Genomic DNA, 16075 nt, shown 5'->3' with positions numbered 1-16075 from the left:
CGGTCGCGGAGGGGTTGATCGGTTCACTGTGGACGCTTCATGATCAACCTCGTCGCGATGACCGCGAGCGCCGCGGTGCCGAGCAGTGCGGCGACTTCCATTGCCGCTGGTGTAACGGTTTCGGGCACCAGCGCGGCGACACCGGCGAGGCCGGCGACCACCAGCTGGACCAGCGCGAACCGGGCAGCCGCCGGGCGCAGCGCGCTGAGGTGGACGCGCGCAGTGCCGGGGATCACAGCGGCGAGCGCGCATCCGATGTGGACCAGGTGGACGAGCGGAACCAGTGCGAGAACGCGGATGTCGAAGGCATCGTCGCTGACCACAGCCACCGCGACGGCCGTGGCGACGATCAGGAACGCGGGCGCCGGCGTGCCCGGCGCCGTGACGGACAACACGCCGAGCAGTGCGACGATCCCCAGTGGGAACGCGCCGACTCCTTGTGCCGCCAGTAAGATCAGGATCAGCGCCGCTGCACACAACACCACGCCGCGCAAGGTCCACGCGGGCAGCCCTGCCGTGAGATTCATCGCCGCCCCCTCGCCAGCAGACGCAGTGCGGCCGACGCCTCATCGCCCCACCGCAGTACCGGGATCCCGTGTTCCCGCAACGTTTCCAACCGCACCGCGTGCTCGGCCCGCAGCACTTTCAGCACCGCGTCGCCCCACGGGTCCCGTGCGGCGGCCACGAGCGGGTCCGGCAGCAGATCCATTGCCAGCACACGGGTTCCACGCCGGGCGACGGTCGCGGTGAGCTCGACCATGGCGTCGTCGATGAAAGGTGAGAGCACCATCACCAACGACCCGGCGGGGGCCTGCCGCGGCCGGAGTACGGGCTTCGGCGCCCATCCGGCCGACCGGGCGCAGACCACCAGTTGGTGCCGCAGCTTCAACAGCTGCCGTTGCCCCGATCCGGGCGCGAGGCTCAGCTGCGGCCTGCCGAGGTCGACCAGCCCCACGCGGTCACCTTGCCGCAGGTAGCCGGCGGCCAGTGAGCACGCGGCGAGCACGGCCGTGTCGAGCGAGCCGCCTGGACGGACGCCACTGCCTGCCACGGGTGCCGACCAGTCCGCCAGCTCGCTGGCGACGTCCACGCGGGTGTCGATCGCGAGCACGAGCGACGCGTCGGCGTCCGCGTGCCGCTCACGAACGTGCAGCATGCTCGGCGACATCACGCCACCGGTGGCCGCCGACGCGCGCAGCGACACCCGCCAGTCGACGCGGCGCAGCCGGTCGCCAGGCTGGAACACGCGGATGTCCCGCAACTCCGTGCTGTCGCCGGGCCGTGGTGACCGGTGCACCCCGACCAGGCCGGACGGTCGTGGCGGCAGCGGACCGGCAGGCAGCAGCCGGACAGGGGGCAGGATCGTCCTGCGTCCTTCGGTACCCGCTATCGGGCCGAATACGCGGAGCGCGTCCGGTCCGGCGAAGAGCCGGTCGAGGCGCAGGTCCACACCTTCGCCCCACCCGCCGTGCCCGAGGGTCGTGCGGACCTCCCTGACCGTCCCCGGGATCAGGTGCACGGGTCCCGCGCCCCTGGTCCTGCCGTGGGGCGCCCGTAGCGCTGTCAGCTCGACGCCCGGGTCCGTGTCGATCTCGAAGACGGCCTCGGCCAACTGGGACTGCTCCAACGCGCGGGGCAACCGCGGTTGTCGGACATCCGGCGCGCCTGGCTGAGGGCGTGTCACCACGAGCAACGCGCTGATCAGCAGCGGCGCACCGAACAGCACGAGCGTGAGCTGATGCACGAGAACACCGGCGACGATCAGGCCGACACCGACGACCACCGCGCGGTACATCGCGTCGGTGTTGCGCCAACGTGCGGTGTCCCGCTGCGTCCGCATCCAGCGCAGAACGCGGCTGCTCACCTCGTGCTCGCCGGGCCGGGCACTGTGCCGAGCAGTTCGGTGACCACTTGGACGGCCGTCGTGCCCGTGCTCCAGGTCTCGGCGCGCAGCGTCAGCCGGTGCGCCAGCGCGGCGACCGCGCACTCCTTGACGTCCTCCGGCAGCACGAACTCCCGGCCGTCCAGGACCGCGAGACACCGGGAGACCAGCAGCAACGCCTGCGAACCGCGTGGGGAAGCACCGATCTCGACCGCTGTGTGCCGCCGGGTCGCCGACGCCAGGTCGACGCAGTAGCCCAGCACGCCCGGGTCGACTTCGACCCGTTCGACGCCCGCCTGGAGGGCGCGCAGCCGTTCGGCGTCGACGACCGGCGTGACCTCGGCTTCCTCCTTGCGGCGGGCCAGCCTGCGCCGCAACACCTCGGCCTCTTCGTCAGCGGGCGGGTAGCCGACGTCCAGGCGCAGCAGGAACCGGTCCAACTGGGCCTCGGGCAACGGGTACGTGCCTTCGTACTCGACGGGGTTGGCGGTCGCCAGGACGTGGAACGGGCGCTGCAACGGGTGCGTGTGGCCTTCGACCGTGACTTGCCGTTCCTGCATGGCTTCGAGCAACGCGGACTGGGTTTTCGGTGGTGTGCGGTTGATCTCGTCGGCCAGCAGCAGGCCGGTGAACACGGGACCGGGGCGGAAGCTGAACTCGCGCTCGGTCGGGTCGTAGAGGTACGAGCCGGTCACGTCGGCGGGCAGCAGGTCCGGTGTGCACTGCAGCCGCCGGAAATCCAGGCCGAGTGCCTGCGCGAGCGTGCGGGCGAGCAGCGTCTTGCCCAGTCCCGGCACGTCTTCCAGCAGCACGTGCCCGCCTGCCAGCACGGCTGCGAGCGCCAGCCGGGCGGTGCGCTGCCTGCCGACGACCACGGTGCCGACGGTGTCGAGCACCGACTGGCACTCGGCCGCGATCGCGGCCACGGCGAGTCCCTCGTGGACGTCCGATGTGGTCACTTCTCCTCCAGTCGGCCGAGCAGTTCGGCCAGCCGTCGCGGGGACGGCAGCCGCGCGTCCCGATCGGTGATCAATGCGTGCAGCTCGTCGCCGAGCACGTGCCGGGCGTGTTCGTCGGTGAGGCTGACCCCCCTGTGCCGCAACGTGTCGGCGGCGAGTCTGCGCAGTCGCGGCTGGACCCGGTTGCGGAACCGGCTCGGGTCCTTCGCGGCTTCTTCGAGACGGGCCGACAGCGAGCTCACCTGGTGTGTCGTCAGGGATTCCGCCGGTGCGGGCAGTGCCGACCACATCGGCGCCGCCACGCCGGCGACCATCGTGGCCATCGCCGTGACCGCGGCGACCGGGATCGCCACGACGATCGCCCAGAACAACGGCATCACCATCAGCCAGCTCGTCAGCACAGTCGTGAGCACCCCGGCGGCGACCGCGGCGAGAATGGCGGGCAGCGGCCTCATGCGATCTGTTCCAGTGCTCGCCGCGCCAGCACGGCGTCGTCGTCGGTGACGCCACCCGGCCGCCCGAACCTGGCCCGGTGGTACAGCTTGCGCAGCGTCGCCAGCGCTTCCGCGTCGGCGTTCTGCGCGGCCAGGACGGCAGCGGTGAACTCGGTCGGCGTCTGGTGCGGTTGCCGTTCGACGCCGGTCTCCGCCGCGGACCGCTCCAACTGGACCCAGGCGGCGATGACCGCGTCCGACGGCGGCCCGCCGACCTTGCTGTCCAGTTCCAGCAGGGCCCGTTTGCCTGCCCGCGCGAGCCAGGGCTCGGCGCCGTCGACCACCTCGTCGGCGACGATCCCCCGTTGCCGCGCCCGCTTGTGGCGGCGTGCCCTGATCCCGCTCAGCGCGACCAGCAAGATGGCCAGTCCGAAGAACGCGACGACGAACACCAGGACGATCACCACGCCGGCGCCGTAACCGAACACGTCGGACGAGACGGGTGGCGCTTCAGGCGGAGCACCACCGCTGGCCGCCGACCCGGAACCCGCCCCCGGCTCGACGACACCGGTCGGGATACCCGAACTCCCCCGCGCTGCCACCACGGCCAGCAGCAGGAAGGCCGCGACCGCGAGCAACACCGGCAATCGGACTTTCATCCCGAGAGCATCCCAAACTTTGCATTCAGGCACCTTGTGTCCCGCGTACACGCACCGGGAACCGGGGTGGGCGGCACAGGGCTACGGGGTGCGGGCGGCTTGCTTCGCCTTCGTGAGGATCTCCTCCAGCATCGCCGGGGTGAGTTTGCCGGTGAACGTGTTCTGCTGGCTGACGTGGTAGCAGCCGATGAGGACGAGGTCCGGGCCGTCGTCGGTGGCGGGCAACGTGACGGTGGCGCCGTGGGCGAATTTCGGCCGCGGCACGGGCATTTTCCAGTTCACCAGTGCGGGCATCAGCGCCTGCCAGCCGAACGCGCCGAGCACGACGACGCTGCGCAGTGTCGGGCGCAGCAGCGCGAACTCGTCGACCAGCCACGGGCGGCAGGTGTCGCGTTCGGCGGGGGTCGGCTTGTTCTCCGGTGGCGCGCATTTCACGGGTGCGGTGATGCGAACGCCGTGCAGGGTGAGGCCGTCGTCGATGCTCGTCGAAGTCGGCTGGGAGGCGAGGCCGACGGCGTGCAGGGCCGCGTAGAGGAAGTCGCCGGAGCGGTCGCCCGTGAACATCCGGCCTGTCCTGTTCGCGCCGTGCGCCGCTGGGGCCAGGCCGACGATCGCCATCCGGGCGTCCGCCGGACCGAAGCCCGGCACCGCTCTGCCCCAGTAGGTCTGGTCGCGGAACGCCGCCCGCTTCTCCCGCGCCACCTGCTCACGCCAGCCCACCAGTCGCGGGCAGGCGCGGCACTCGGTCACCGCGTGGTCAAGATCGGTGAGGCTCACGGTTCATGATTCTCCACCACATAGGGTTCAGGCATGGCAGACAACGACGAGCAGCCCAAACCCGCCGACCCGACCGATGATCTCGTCACGACCAGTCACGTCATCGGTGACCTCGCGTACACGACCACCGCCGGGCGCGTGGTCCTGCGGCGCGAGGTCATCACCGACGGCAAGGTCGACGGCCACGTCGCCAAGGCCGAGGTCTTCATGACCAGCTACACGGTCGACGGCGCCGACTCGGCCACGCGGCCGGTGACGTTCGCGTTCAACGGCGGGCCAGGGTCGTCGAGCGTGTGGCTGCACCTCGGTGTCTTCGGCCCCCGGCGGGTCCTGTCCGGTGACACCGGGGACCTGGCCAAGCCGCCGTACCAGCTCGTCGACAACACCGAGACGCTGCTCAGGCACAGCGACCTGGTCTTCATCGACCCGGTGTCGACCGGCTACTCGCGGGCCACCAAGGGCGAGAAGCCGGGCGACTTCCACGGTTTCGCCTCCGACATCGAGTCGGTCGGCGAGATCATCCGGCTGTGGACGTCCCGCAACCAGCGGTGGCTGTCGCCGAAGTTCCTCGCCGGCGAGTCCTACGGCACCCTGCGTGCGGCCGGTCTCGCTGAGCACTTGCAGTCGCGGCACGGCATGTACCTCAACGGGGTCATGCTCATCTCGTCTGTCCTCGACTTCGGCACGATCGACTTCACCGAGGGCAACGACCTGCCGTACGTGCTGTTCCTGCCGACCTACGCGGCGGTCGCGCACTACCACGGCCTGCACGGCGACCGGTCGCTCGAGGACGTGCTCGCCGAGGCCGAGGAGTTCGCGGCCCGCGACTACCCGTGGGCGCTCTCGCAGGGTTCGCGGCTGGCGGACCGGGAGGCCATCGTGGCCAAGGTCGCGGCGCTGACCGGGCTCAAGCCGGACTACGTCGACCGCGTGAACCTGCGGGTCGAGCACGTCCGGTTCTTCACCGAGGTCCTGCGTGACCAGCGGAAGGTGACCGGGCGGCTGGACGCGAGGTTCACCGGCCGGGACGTCGACTACGGCCGTGAGCTGTTCAGCGACGACCCGTCGTACACCGCCATTCTCGGCGCGTACACCGCAGCGTTGAACCACTACGTGCGCGCGGAACTGGAGTACGCCAACGACCTGCCGTACGAGATCCTCACCGGCAACGTGCACCCGTGGTCCTACAAGGAGTTCGAGAACGCCTCGGTCACCGTGGCGAACAAGCTCGCCGCGGCCATGCGCGCCAACAACAACCTCAAGGTGCACGTCGCATCCGGTTACCTGGACGGCGCGACGCCGTACTACGCCGCCGAGCACGTGCTGGCGCACCTGGCCATCTCCGACGAGCTGCGGGACAACATCGAGACGAAGTACTACCCGGCCGGGCACATGATGTACGTCCACGAGCCCAGCAGGCTGCAGCAGTCGGAGGACCTGGCCGCGTTCGTGCGAAACGCCTCGAACCGCTGAGCCCAGCCACTGGTGGTCACGACCGCAACCACTAGGTTTCCCGCATGGGGTTAGCGATCTCGGTAGGACCCGGCGAGTACGAGGAAGAGTTCGACGAGCTCAGCGCCGGGCTGAAGGAACTGGGTGTCGAGTGGAGTGCGCCGACCGTCCGGGGTGACCTGAGTGGACGGGCGGCTCACATGTCGTTCGGGTATTCCACTGTGCACTTCCTGCGCAGGGCCTACGCGTTGACGAAGGCAGGCCGACCGGTCACGCCCGTGTCCACCATCCCGGACATGGAGCAGGACAGCGATGTCGTGGCCGAAGAGGCGGAGATGTTCGAGTCGCACCTGTTGTGCCACTCGGACTCTGACGGCTACTACGTCCCGGTGGACTTCGAGACGCCGGAGGTGGTCGACGACCAGTTCGTCGGCTCAAGCCAGCGCTTGCTCGTGGAACTGCGGTTCTGCGCGGCGGCGCTGGGCATCGCCCTCGCCGAGGACGGCACGCTGTCCGACGCGGAGGCGGAGCGGATCAACGCGTTGGAAACGCCGTACCCGTTCGAATGGCTGGCATGGCTGGCGTTGCACGAGGCATGCCTGATGAGCATCGAGTCCGGCCACGCCATCGTCTTCAACTGAAAAACCTCGTGAGTGGTTAGTCCGGTTAGAACCGGACTAACCACTCACGAGGGTTTCTTGCTACTTGGCGAACTTCGCGCCGGCCACGAGCGCCTGGTAGGCGTCGATCTGGCCGTGGCCGTAGAAGCCGTTGAAGTTCAGGTCGCCCTCACACGTCGCCGTCCAGTCAGCCGGGCGGTTCAGGTGGGTGTAGTCGACCGTGCGCGGAGTCGGGCACGGCGTCTTCGTCGCCGTGTTCTCCAGGACACGCTTGACCTTGTTCGGGTCGAGGCCGGCGTCGCCGCCGCGGAACTTGCCGAACTGGCCGATGATCAGCGCCGCGACACCGGTCGCGTGCGGGGCCGCCATCGACGTGCCCTGCAGCGGGCGGTAGAACGCGCCCGGCCGGTCGAGCTTGACCACGCCCGCGGCCACGCCCTCCGGGGTGATGGTGCCCGCCGCGTCCACGAAGCCCTCGGTGACCAGCGCGTTCTGCGGGTACGTCGAGAGGATCATGTTGTCGAGGCTGTTGTACCAAGGCGTACCGAAGTAGTCACGGCGGAAGCCACCCGGCGCGGACACCGAGATCTGCTCGAGGCCGTAGCTGGAGAAGTCCGACTTGGCACCGGACGGGCCGTAGGACGACACGTTGATGACGTTCGGGTCCTCCGACGGCATCGACTGGCAGGTCGCGTTGTCGATCGTGCGGGGGTGCTCGGAACCCGCCGGGAAGTCCGGGCTGGTCGTGTCCGGCTTCGGCTTGCCCGCGTCGGTGGCGTTGTTGCCGTACGCCGAGATCAGCGTGACGCCCTTGTTGTGGGCGTAACGCAGGGCACGGCTGACAGCCGCCTTGATCATCCGCTGCTGGGCCCGTTGCTCCGGCGTGTCAGCCGGGTTGTTGTCGCAGTTGTACAGCCACGGGTCCACGTAGAACGACATGTTGACCACGTCGAGACCGACGTCGCCCGCGTAGGTCAACGCGTTGACCACCGGCTGCAGGAAGAAGAAGCCGGAGTCCTGTCCACCACGGATGTTCACAATGGACACACCGGGGGCCACGCCGGACAGGCCGAAGCCGTTGGCCGCCGCGGCGACTGTGCCCGCCACGTGCGTGCCGTGGCCGCCGTTGTCCACATCGGCCGGGTCGACGCAGCCGCGGAACTCGCACGGCCCGTCGACTTCCTGGCCGAGCTCGTCGTACGGGATGTCCTTGGTGAAGTTGCGTGACAGCCCGCGGTCGAAGTTCGGCGCGATGTCCGGGTGCTTGCCGTCCACGCCCGTGTCGAGGATGCCGACCTTGACGCGCCGGTCACCGATCGTCTTGTCCCGCGCGAGGTCCGCGCGAATGGACTTCAGGCCCCACAGCTGCTCGTCCAGCGGGTCGAGCCCGACCGGGGCCTTGGCCTTGTTCTGCGCCTTGTTGCCGTTGCCGCGGTCCTTCTCGATCGCGTCGGCCTTGCGCTTCTTGGTGGCGCGGTCCGGCGCCTGGCCGATCGACTGCACCTTGGCCGCCGACAGCACCGCGCCGTTTCCGGCGAGGCGCTCACGGAAACCGTTCACCGGCGCCTTGGCGGTCAGCAGACCGACAGCGTCGTTGCGCTCGACTACCGTGCCACCCGCGGCTTTCACGGCCTGCTCGACAGCCGCGGCCGAGACACCGTCCTTCGCCAGCACGTTGAACTCGACGGGCGTGCCGGACAGCTCCGGCTGCGCCGACACGGTCGGCGCAGCCACGAGCGTCACCAGCAAAGGCAACGCCGAGATGGCGATGATGGTTTTTCTCATAGGTGATCTGCTCCACTCACCAGTGCCTGGAAGGCATCGACCTGACCGGCACCGTAGAAACCGTTGAACTCCGGACCACCCAGGCAGGTCGCGGTGTACGAAGCATCCCTGCCTTCCTTGAGGTAGTCGACGGTCCGCGGGGTCGGGCACGGCGTCTTCGTCGCGGTGCCCTGCAGCACACGCTCGACCCGGTCGGGGTTCAACGTGACGCCACCGCGGGCATCGTAGTTGCCGTACTGGCTCACGATGAGCGCGGCGACACCGGCGGCGTGCGGCGAGGCCATCGAGGTGCCCTGCAGCCACTGGTAGTACGCGGGTGTGCCGTCCGCCTTCACCTGCTTCTGGATCTTCAGGCCCGCGCCGGCCTCGGTGATGTTGCCAGCCGCGTCGATGTGGCCGTTGGCGAGCGCCACGTTGCGCGGGTACGTCGACAGGATGGCGTTCTCACGAGCGCTGAACCAAGGCGTCCCGAAGTAGTCGCGGATGTAGCCACCGGGCGCCGACACCGAGATCTGCTCGGTGCCCCAGTTGGAGTAGTCGGCCTTCGCACCGGACGGACCGTACGAGGCGACACCGACGGTGTGCGGGCCCTCGATCGGCAGCGACAGGCAGGTGGCGTTGTCGATGGTGCGGTTGTGGTTCGTGTTCGCCGGGTAGTTCGGGCTGCTGGCGTCCGGCAACGGGTTGGCGAGGTCGGTGTGCTGGTTGCCCAGCGACACGACCTGGGTCACGCCCTTGCGGTACGCGTAGTCCAGCGCACGGGAGATCGCGGTCTTGATGGTCCGCTGCTGCGCCTGCTGCTCGGGCGAGTCAGCCGCGTTGTTGTCGCAGTTGTACAGCCACGGGTCGACGAAGAACGACATGTTGACCACGTCGAGCCCGGCGTCACCGGAGTATGTGATCGCGTTGACGACCGGCTGCAGGAAGAACGAGCCGGAGTCCTGCGCGCCGCGGATGTTGACGATCGAGACGCCCGGCGCGACACCGGACAGGCCGAAGCCGTCCGCGGCGGCCGCGATGGTGCCCGCGACGTGCGTGCCGTGGCCGTGGTCGTCCCAGTCGGCCGGGTCGACGCAGCCGCGGAACTCGCACGGGCCGTCCACGACCTGGCCCAGTTCGTCGAACGGGATGTCCTTGGCGAAGTTGCGCGACAACGCGCGGTCGAAGTTCGGCGCGATGTCCGGGTGCTTGCCGTCCACACCCGTGTCCAGGACGCCGACCTTCACCCGCCGGTCACCGATCGACTTGTCCCGCGCCAGGTCCGCGCGGATCGAGGTCAGGCCCCACAGGTTGCCGTCGAGCGGGTCCATGCCGACCGACTGGGTGGCGCCCAGCGACCGCGGCTTCGCCTGGTCCTTGGTTTCCTTCGCCTTTGCAGCTTTCTGCAACGCCGGGCTCGGCGAGGGCGCGAGGCCCGCGGCTTCCTTCTCGACGACGTCCGGTTTCGGGGCGGGCGCGGCCTTCGGCGAGTGGCCGACGACGCGGGTGCGAGCCGCCGCCGTCACGCCCCTTGCCTTGCTCACGCGCTCGGTGAATCCCTGTTCCGGTGCGGTGACCGTGATCAGTCCGACCGCGGCGTTGCTCGACACGACCTGGCCCCCAGCCGCCCGGGCGGCCGCCTCGATCGCCTCGACGCCCGCGCCCGGTGCGGCGAGAACGTTGTAGTCGACGCTCTTTCCTTGTAACCGCGGTAACGCCGACGCCGTCGGCGCCGTCACGGCGGTCAGTGCGGCGAACAGCGGCAACGCCGCCACCGCCAACACAGTTCTGCGTCTCACGAATTCTCCCTTTCTGCCCCTACTACGACATGCGCCTCAGCGAAATGACAGGCGCTCGGGTGCCCCGCCACCCGGGTGATGAGTTCCGGCTCCTGCTCTGCGCAGACATCCTGCGCCTTCCAGCACCGTGTACGGAACCGACATCCGGAGGGAGGATCAACGGGACTCGGCACGTCACCGGCCAACCGGATCACTTCCCTTCGCCCGCGCAGCTGCGGATCCGGCACCGGAACGGCCGAAAGCAGCGCCTGGGTGTACGGATGCGACGGCTGGCCGTAAATTTCCTCCTCGGTACCGATTTCGACAACTTTGCCCAGGTACATCACGGCGACGCGGTCGGAAAGGTGCCGCACGACCGACAGATCGTGTGCGATGAACACATAGGACAGTCCGAGGTCGCGCTGCAGCTCGCCGAGCAGGTTCATCACCTGGGCCTGGATCGACACGTCCAATGCGGACACCGGCTCGTCGCAGATGATCACCTTCGGCCGCAGCGCGAGCGCGCGGGCGATGCCGATCCGCTGCCGCTGACCGCCGGAGAACTGGTGCGGGTAGCGGTTGATGTGCTCCGGGTTCAGGCCGACCACGTCCAGCAGGTCGCGGACTTTGCCCTCGCGCGAGCCCTTCGGCGCGACCTCGGGGTGAATTTCGAACGGCTCGCCGATGATGTCGCCGACCGTCATCCTCGGGTTGAGCGAGGTGTACGGGTCCTGGAGCACGATCTGGATGTCGCGGCGCATCCGCCGCAGCTCGGCGCCGCGCAGCGCGAACATGTCGGTGCCCTCGAACGAGGCCGTCCCGCTCGTCGGCGGTTCGAGCCGCATCAGCACCTGGGCCAGTGTGGACTTGCCGCAGCCGGACTCCCCCACGATGCCGAGCGTCTCGCCCTTGCGCAGCTCGAACGACACCCCGTCGACCGCCTTGACGTGCCCGACCGTGCGCTTGAACAGCACCCCGACCCGGACCGGGAAGTGCTTGACCAGGTCGCGAACCTCCAGAATCAACCCGCTCATCAGTCCTCCTCCCAGCGTGGAGCTCGTGAGTGGTCCGGCCGGTTAGAACCGGACGAACCACTCACGAGCAGGTCTTCGGCGAAGTGGCAGGCGGAGTGGCGGCCACCCGGCAGGTGGTGGAGGTCGGGGACCTGCTGGGAGCAGCGGTCGGCCACGCGCGGGCAGCGCGGGTGGAACGGGCAGCCCGGCGGGATGCGGGCGAGGCTGGGCGGCAGGCCCTTGATCGCCTTGAGCTCCTGGCCCTTGAGGTCCAGCCGGGGCAGCGACTGGAGCAACGCCTCGGTGTACGGGTGTGCCGGTGTCCGGAACAACGAGTACACGTCCGCCTGTTCGACGATCCGCCCGGCGTACATCACCGCGATCCGGTCGGCGACTTCGGCGACCACGCCGAGGTCGTGCGTGATCAGGATCAGGCCCATGTCGCGTTCCCGCTGGATGTCCCGCAGCAGGTCCATGATCTGCGCCTGCACGGTCACGTCCAGCGCGGTCGTCGGCTCGTCGGCGATCAGCAGCTCCGGGTCGAGCGCCAGCGACATGGCGATCATCGCCCGTTGCCGCATCCCGCCGGAGAACTCGTGCGGGTAGCTGCGGACGCGCTGCTTGGCGTGCGGGATCTTGACCAGGTCCAGCAGGTCGACCGCGCCCTTGCGGGCGTCGGCCTTGCTCAGCCCGCGCCGGACCCGCAGCTGCTCGGCGATCTGGAAACCGACTGTGAACACCGGGTTCAGCGCGGACAGGGCGTCCTGGAAGATCATCGCGATCCCGTTGCCGCGCACTTCCATCCGCCGCGCCGGCCGGGCCGTCAGCAGGTCCTCGCCGTGGAACCGGACCTCGCCGCCGAGCACCACCGCGGGCGGTGTGTCGAGGATGCCCATCACGGTCTGCGCGGTGACGCTCTTGCCCGAGCCGGATTCACCGAGCACGGCGAGGGTTTCACCGGCGTTGACGTGGTAGGAGACGCCGTTGAGCACCTTGGCGGCACCGTCGCCGGTGCGGAACTCCACCCGCAGGTCGTCGACTTCGAGCAGCGGCGCGACCGCGGGCCCCGGTTCGGCCACGAACTCGCCCCGCTCCCCGTCGTACACTGTGGACACTTTCGGCTCCTACCGTGACTTCGGGTCGAGTGCGTCACGCACCGCGTCGCCGAGCATGACGAACGCCAGTACCGTGATCGTCACCAGACCGGCGGGGAACAGCAGTTCGTGCGGCGAGGTCTGCACGTAGTCCTTGCCGTCGTTGATCATCACGCCCCACGACACCACCGGCGGCCGGACGCCGATCCCGAGGTACGCCAGCGTCGCCTCCACGGCGATGAACGCGCCGAGCGCGATCGTGGCGTACACCAGGACGGGTGCGATCGTGTTGGGCAGCATGTGCCGGAAGATGATCCGCCGCGTGCTCGCGCCGAGCGCCCGCGCGGCTTTGACGTAGTCCAGCTGTTTGGCCACGATCGTCGCCGAGCGCATGATCCGCATGGACACCGGCCAGGACAGCACGCTGATCGACAGGATCACCTGCACCAGGATCGAGGTACCGCTCGGGTCGGAGCCGGGCGGGTTGAACGTGGTCAGGATGACGATCGCGCCGAGCACGAACGGCAGCCCGGCGAAGATGTCGCCGAACCGGGAGATGAACGCGTCGACGAACCGGCCGTAGAACCCGGCGAGGATGCCCATCAGCGAGCCGATCAGCACCGTCAACAGCGTCGCGAAGATCCCCACTAGCAACGTCGCCCGCGACCCGTGCACCGCGCGTGCCCAGATGTCGTAGCCCTGGAAGGAATACCCGAACCAGGCGGCCGAGGACGGCGGCTGGCTGGCGAAGTCCAGGTTGTTGAAGTCGGCCGGGCGTGCGGTGAACAGGCTGGGGAACGCGGCCATCAGCACGACGACGAGGATGATCACCGCGGAGATGTGGAACATCGGCTTGCGGCGCAACTGGATCCACGCGTCGCCCCACAGGCTGCGTGGTTTCCGTTGCCGCGCATCGGACTCGGCCGTCGCCAGGTCGGCGACCTCCGCGCTGGCGAAGCTCTCCAGCGCCGGGCCGCCGCCGACGGAACCTGGGTCAGTCATAGCGGATCCTCGGGTCGAGAACGGCGTACAGCAGGTCGACGAACAAGCTCATCAGCAGGTACACCAGGACGAGCAGCGTCACGATGGTGGTGACCATGACGCCTTCCTTCTCGGCGATGTTGCGGAAGATCAGCCCGCCGATGCCGTTGATGTTGAACACGCCTTCGGTGACGATCGCACCGCCCATCAGCGAACCGAGGTCCGTGCCGAGGAACGTGACAACCGGGATCGCCGAGTTGCGCAGCAGGTGCACGAAAACCACCCGGCGGTTCGGCTGTCCTTTGGCGATCGCCGTGCGGACGTAGTCGGCGCGTCTGTTCTCGGCGATGCTGGTGCGCGTCAGCCTTGTCACGTAAGCCATCGAGATGGCACCGAGGACGAACCCCGGCACGATCAGCTCACCCCACGTGGCTTCGGCGGACACCGTCGGGTTGATGATCCCCCACTCCACCCCGAGCAGGATCTGCAGCACCGAACCGGTGACGAACGTCGGCAGCGAGATCAGGAAGAGCGTGGAGACGAGCACGAGGTTGTCGAGGAAACCCCGGCCGCGGATGCCGGTCACGACACCGGCGACCACGCCGATGACGATCTGGATCAGCAACGCCACGATCGCCAGCCGGACCGTGATCGGCGCCGAGTTCAGCAGCTGCTCCGAAATGGACACTCCACTGAAGGTCTCACCGAGGTTGCCCGACACGACTTTGCCCAAGTAGGTGAAGTACTGCACGACCAGCGGGTCGTTGAGCCCGTAGCGGTCGGTCATCAGCGACACGAACGTCTCCGGGCACTGCCGTTCACCGCACTTGCCCGCGAACGGGTCGCCGGGTACCGCCCAGACGAGCGTGTAGACGATGAAGGTCGTGCCGAGGAAGACCGGGATGAACTGCAGCAACCGCCGCAGCAGGTATCGACCCATCACGTGCTCCTCTGAACAGGACACCGGGCCGGGTCACTCGAACCCGGCCCGGGTGTGCTGGATCGTTCAGCTCTTGGCCTTCACGACGACCGACGCGTACTCCAGGCGCCGCTTGAAGTTCAGCGTCGCGGACTCGAGGTTGCTGGACTTCGCGCCGACTCCGCGTTCCATCCACACCGGGATGGACGGGAAGTACGTCGGCAGCACGTGGTGTGCCTGCTGGTAGAGCTTGATCGCGTCGGCGCGCTGCGCGGTCGCGTCCGCCTGCGCCAGCAGCGAGTCCAGCTGCGGGTTGGAGGTCTTCGAGTCGTTGGACGATCCGCCGGTGCGGTACAGCGGGTTGAGGAAGTTCTCGATCTCCGCGTAGTCCGCGCCCCAGTCCGAACGGCCGAGGCCGGTCAGCTTCTGGCCGTCGATCAGGTTGCGGAAGTCACCGAAGTTGGTGGCGCCGACGAACGTGCACTCCACGCCGAGCGCGTTCTTGATGCTGTTGCACGCGGCCTCGAGAGGTTCCTTGCGGCCACCGTCCGAGTTGGACTGGATGGTGATCTTGCCGGTGTGCCCGGACCGCGCGTAGAACTCCTTGGCCTTGGCCGGGTCGTACTGGCAGAACTCGCCGCAGACGCCCTTCTCGTAGCCCTCGATGTTGTCGTTCACCCAGCCGTCGGCGGGCACGTAGGTCTCGGCGAGCACGGTCTTGGTGATCTGCTCCCTGTTGATCGCCAGCGCGATCGCCTTGCGCAGGTCGAGGTTCTTGTACTCGGGCAGGTATTCGGGGAGCGTCAGCGTGGAGATCGACAGCAGTTTCGCGGTCAGCAGCCGGTCGCCGAGTTCGGTCTTGTACTTGCTGCCCGCCTTCGCCGACGGCGGCAGGGCCTCCATGAAGTCCAGCTGCCCGGACAGCAGGTCCTTGTACGCCGCTTCCTGCTGCGAGTAGATCTTGATGGTCAGGTTCTTGAACTTGACCTTCTTCTGCTCGAGCGGGAAGTCGTCGTTGCGGGTCAGCTTGATGTCCACGTTCGGCGTGAACGACACGAACTTCAGCGGGCCGTTGCCGATCGGCGCCTTGGCGAACCCTTCCGGGTCGGCGAAGAACTTGTCCGGCAGCGGCGCGAACGGGTTGTACCCGATGACCGTGCTGAACACCGAGAACGGCGCTTTCAGCGTGATCTCGAACTCGTGGTCGCCGATGACCTTGAGGCCCTTCATGGTCTTCGACGCGGGTGTGGGCGGCTTCTGCGGGCCGGACGGGCCGTCGGGGTCCTTGGTGTACACGTCGGCGAAGCCGTCGATCTGCTTGAACCAGGTCGCGCTCAGCTGCGCGTTCGGGCCGTAGGCGCCCCAGTTCCACGCGTCGACGAAGTTCTTGGCCTTGACCTCGGTGCCGTCGTGGAACTTCCAGCCCTTGCGGAGCTTGACGTTGTACACCTTGGAGTCGGTCGTGGTGATCGACTCGGCGACCTGGTTGAACGGCTTGCCGTCGGCGGGGGCGTAGCCGACCAGCTGGGAGTACACGCCTTCCTGCATCTTGGCGGAGCCGGCGTCGGTCGCGTTGGCGGGCAACATGTTGCCCGGCGGGTTGGTGCCGTAGATCGTGATCGTGGCGTCGGCCGTGGCGTTGCCCGAGGGTGTCCCGCCACCACCGCCACCACAACCGCTGAGAACCAAGACCAAAGCCAACGGCGCAGCCGTCAGCGCACCCGCCCTCGTGCCCATGAAGTC

15 protein-coding genes are annotated in these 16075 nt (G+C 68.4%); 2 read left to right on the top strand and 13 right to left on the bottom strand.

The window, feature by feature from the left end; genetic code table 11:
• Positions 1 to 23: 23 nt before the first annotated feature.
• From AOZ06_RS06060 to AOZ06_RS06035, 6 genes are all read right to left on the bottom strand, one after another.
• Positions 24 to 527 carry a hypothetical protein gene (locus tag AOZ06_RS06060; RefSeq protein ID WP_054288521.1) on the bottom strand — a complete coding sequence of 168 codons (504 nt, stop codon included), beginning with the start codon at positions 525 to 527 and terminating at the stop codon, positions 24 to 26.
• On the bottom strand, positions 524 to 1864 hold the full coding sequence (locus AOZ06_RS06055) for a DUF58 domain-containing protein (protein WP_236952100.1): 1341 nt from the start codon (positions 1862 to 1864) through the stop codon (positions 524 to 526). Before AOZ06_RS06055 ends, AOZ06_RS06060 begins: the two co-directional genes overlap by 4 nt.
• Positions 1861 to 2841: an AAA family ATPase gene (locus AOZ06_RS06050; protein ID WP_054288520.1), complete on the bottom strand. Its 981-nt coding sequence runs from the start codon at positions 2839 to 2841 to the stop codon at positions 1861 to 1863. The genes AOZ06_RS06055 and AOZ06_RS06050 overlap by 4 nt, the downstream gene beginning before the upstream one ends.
• Positions 2838 to 3296: a hypothetical protein gene (locus AOZ06_RS06045; protein ID WP_054288519.1), complete on the bottom strand. Its 459-nt coding sequence runs from the start codon at positions 3294 to 3296 to the stop codon at positions 2838 to 2840. The genes AOZ06_RS06050 and AOZ06_RS06045 overlap by 4 nt, the downstream gene beginning before the upstream one ends.
• Positions 3293 to 3934: a DUF4129 domain-containing protein gene (locus AOZ06_RS06040; protein WP_054288518.1), complete on the bottom strand. Its 642-nt coding sequence runs from the start codon at positions 3932 to 3934 to the stop codon at positions 3293 to 3295. The genes AOZ06_RS06045 and AOZ06_RS06040 overlap by 4 nt, the downstream gene beginning before the upstream one ends.
• Positions 3935 to 4015: 81 nt before the next feature.
• Positions 4016 to 4711 carry a uracil-DNA glycosylase gene (locus AOZ06_RS06035; protein ID WP_054288517.1) on the bottom strand — a complete coding sequence of 232 codons (696 nt, stop codon included), beginning with the start codon at positions 4709 to 4711 and terminating at the stop codon, positions 4016 to 4018.
• Positions 4712 to 4744: 33 nt separating this feature from the next.
• Here AOZ06_RS06035 and AOZ06_RS06030 point away from each other — a divergent pair, with 33 nt between their 5' ends.
• Both AOZ06_RS06030 and AOZ06_RS06025 read left to right on the top strand, forming a co-directional pair.
• Positions 4745 to 6184: a S10 family peptidase gene (locus tag AOZ06_RS06030; RefSeq protein WP_054288516.1), complete on the top strand. Its 1440-nt coding sequence runs from the start codon at positions 4745 to 4747 to the stop codon at positions 6182 to 6184.
• 44 nt (positions 6185 to 6228) lie between these two features.
• Entirely contained in the window at positions 6229 to 6804 is a 576-nt protein-coding gene (locus AOZ06_RS06025) for a hypothetical protein (RefSeq protein ID WP_054288515.1), read from the top strand.
• A gap of 60 nt (positions 6805 to 6864) precedes the next feature.
• Here the strand turns inward: AOZ06_RS06025 and AOZ06_RS06020 are convergent, their stop codons facing one another.
• The 7 genes from AOZ06_RS06020 to AOZ06_RS05990 form a co-directional block, all read right to left on the bottom strand.
• On the bottom strand, positions 6865 to 8568 hold the full coding sequence (locus tag AOZ06_RS06020; protein WP_054288514.1) for a S8 family peptidase: 1704 nt from the start codon (positions 8566 to 8568) through the stop codon (positions 6865 to 6867).
• Positions 8565 to 10346, bottom strand: a complete 1782-nt coding sequence (locus AOZ06_RS06015) for a S8 family serine peptidase (RefSeq protein ID WP_236952098.1) — start codon at positions 10344 to 10346, stop codon at positions 8565 to 8567. Before AOZ06_RS06015 ends, AOZ06_RS06020 begins: the two co-directional genes overlap by 4 nt.
• Positions 10343 to 11359, bottom strand: coding sequence for an ABC transporter ATP-binding protein (locus AOZ06_RS06010; RefSeq protein WP_054288512.1), 1017 nt, complete (start codon positions 11357 to 11359; stop codon positions 10343 to 10345). Before AOZ06_RS06010 ends, AOZ06_RS06015 begins: the two co-directional genes overlap by 4 nt.
• Complete coding sequence (locus AOZ06_RS06005; protein ID WP_179950842.1) at positions 11359 to 12444, bottom strand: ABC transporter ATP-binding protein; 1086 nt, start codon at positions 12442 to 12444, stop codon at positions 11359 to 11361. Before AOZ06_RS06005 ends, AOZ06_RS06010 begins: the two co-directional genes overlap by 1 nt.
• Positions 12445 to 12462: 18 nt before the next feature.
• The gene (locus tag AOZ06_RS06000) at positions 12463 to 13434 is read right to left on the bottom strand and encodes an ABC transporter permease (protein ID WP_054288511.1); all 972 of its coding nucleotides are present in this window, start codon (positions 13432 to 13434) and stop codon (positions 12463 to 12465) included.
• Positions 13427 to 14353: an ABC transporter permease gene (locus AOZ06_RS05995; protein ID WP_054288510.1), complete on the bottom strand. Its 927-nt coding sequence runs from the start codon at positions 14351 to 14353 to the stop codon at positions 13427 to 13429. Before AOZ06_RS05995 ends, AOZ06_RS06000 begins: the two co-directional genes overlap by 8 nt.
• 66 nt (positions 14354 to 14419) lie before the next feature.
• A complete protein-coding gene (locus AOZ06_RS05990; protein WP_054288509.1) occupies positions 14420 to 16069 on the bottom strand; it encodes a peptide ABC transporter substrate-binding protein in 1650 nt (549 codons plus the stop codon).
• Positions 16070 to 16075: the final 6 nt, after the last annotated feature.

The sequence above is a fragment of the Kibdelosporangium phytohabitans genome, from assembly GCF_001302585.1.
Taxonomy (GTDB): domain Bacteria; phylum Actinomycetota; class Actinomycetes; order Mycobacteriales; family Pseudonocardiaceae; genus Kibdelosporangium; species Kibdelosporangium phytohabitans.
This window is presented reverse-complemented; position numbering and strand designations above follow the sequence as displayed.

Coding starts and splice junctions, on each gene's coding strand:
- AOZ06_RS06010 (WP_054288512.1), bottom strand. CDS start 11,359: ATGAGCGGGTTGATTCTGGAGGTTCGCGACCTGGTCAAGCACTTCCCG.
- AOZ06_RS05990 (WP_054288509.1), bottom strand. CDS start 16,069: ATGGGCACGAGGGCGGGTGCGCTGACGGCTGCGCCGTTGGCTTTGGTC.
- AOZ06_RS06045 (WP_054288519.1), bottom strand. CDS start 3,296: ATGAGGCCGCTGCCCGCCATTCTCGCCGCGGTCGCCGCCGGGGTGCTC.
- AOZ06_RS06030 (WP_054288516.1), top strand. CDS start 4,745: ATGGCAGACAACGACGAGCAGCCCAAACCCGCCGACCCGACCGATGAT.
- AOZ06_RS05995 (WP_054288510.1), bottom strand. CDS start 14,353: ATGGGTCGATACCTGCTGCGGCGGTTGCTGCAGTTCATCCCGGTCTTC.
- AOZ06_RS06020 (WP_054288514.1), bottom strand. CDS start 8,568: ATGAGAAAAACCATCATCGCCATCTCGGCGTTGCCTTTGCTGGTGACG.
- AOZ06_RS06000 (WP_054288511.1), bottom strand. CDS start 13,434: ATGACTGACCCAGGTTCCGTCGGCGGCGGCCCGGCGCTGGAGAGCTTC.
- AOZ06_RS06040 (WP_054288518.1), bottom strand. CDS start 3,934: ATGAAAGTCCGATTGCCGGTGTTGCTCGCGGTCGCGGCCTTCCTGCTG.
- AOZ06_RS06025 (WP_054288515.1), top strand. CDS start 6,229: ATGGGGTTAGCGATCTCGGTAGGACCCGGCGAGTACGAGGAAGAGTTC.
- AOZ06_RS06060 (WP_054288521.1), bottom strand. CDS start 527: ATGAATCTCACGGCAGGGCTGCCCGCGTGGACCTTGCGCGGCGTGGTG.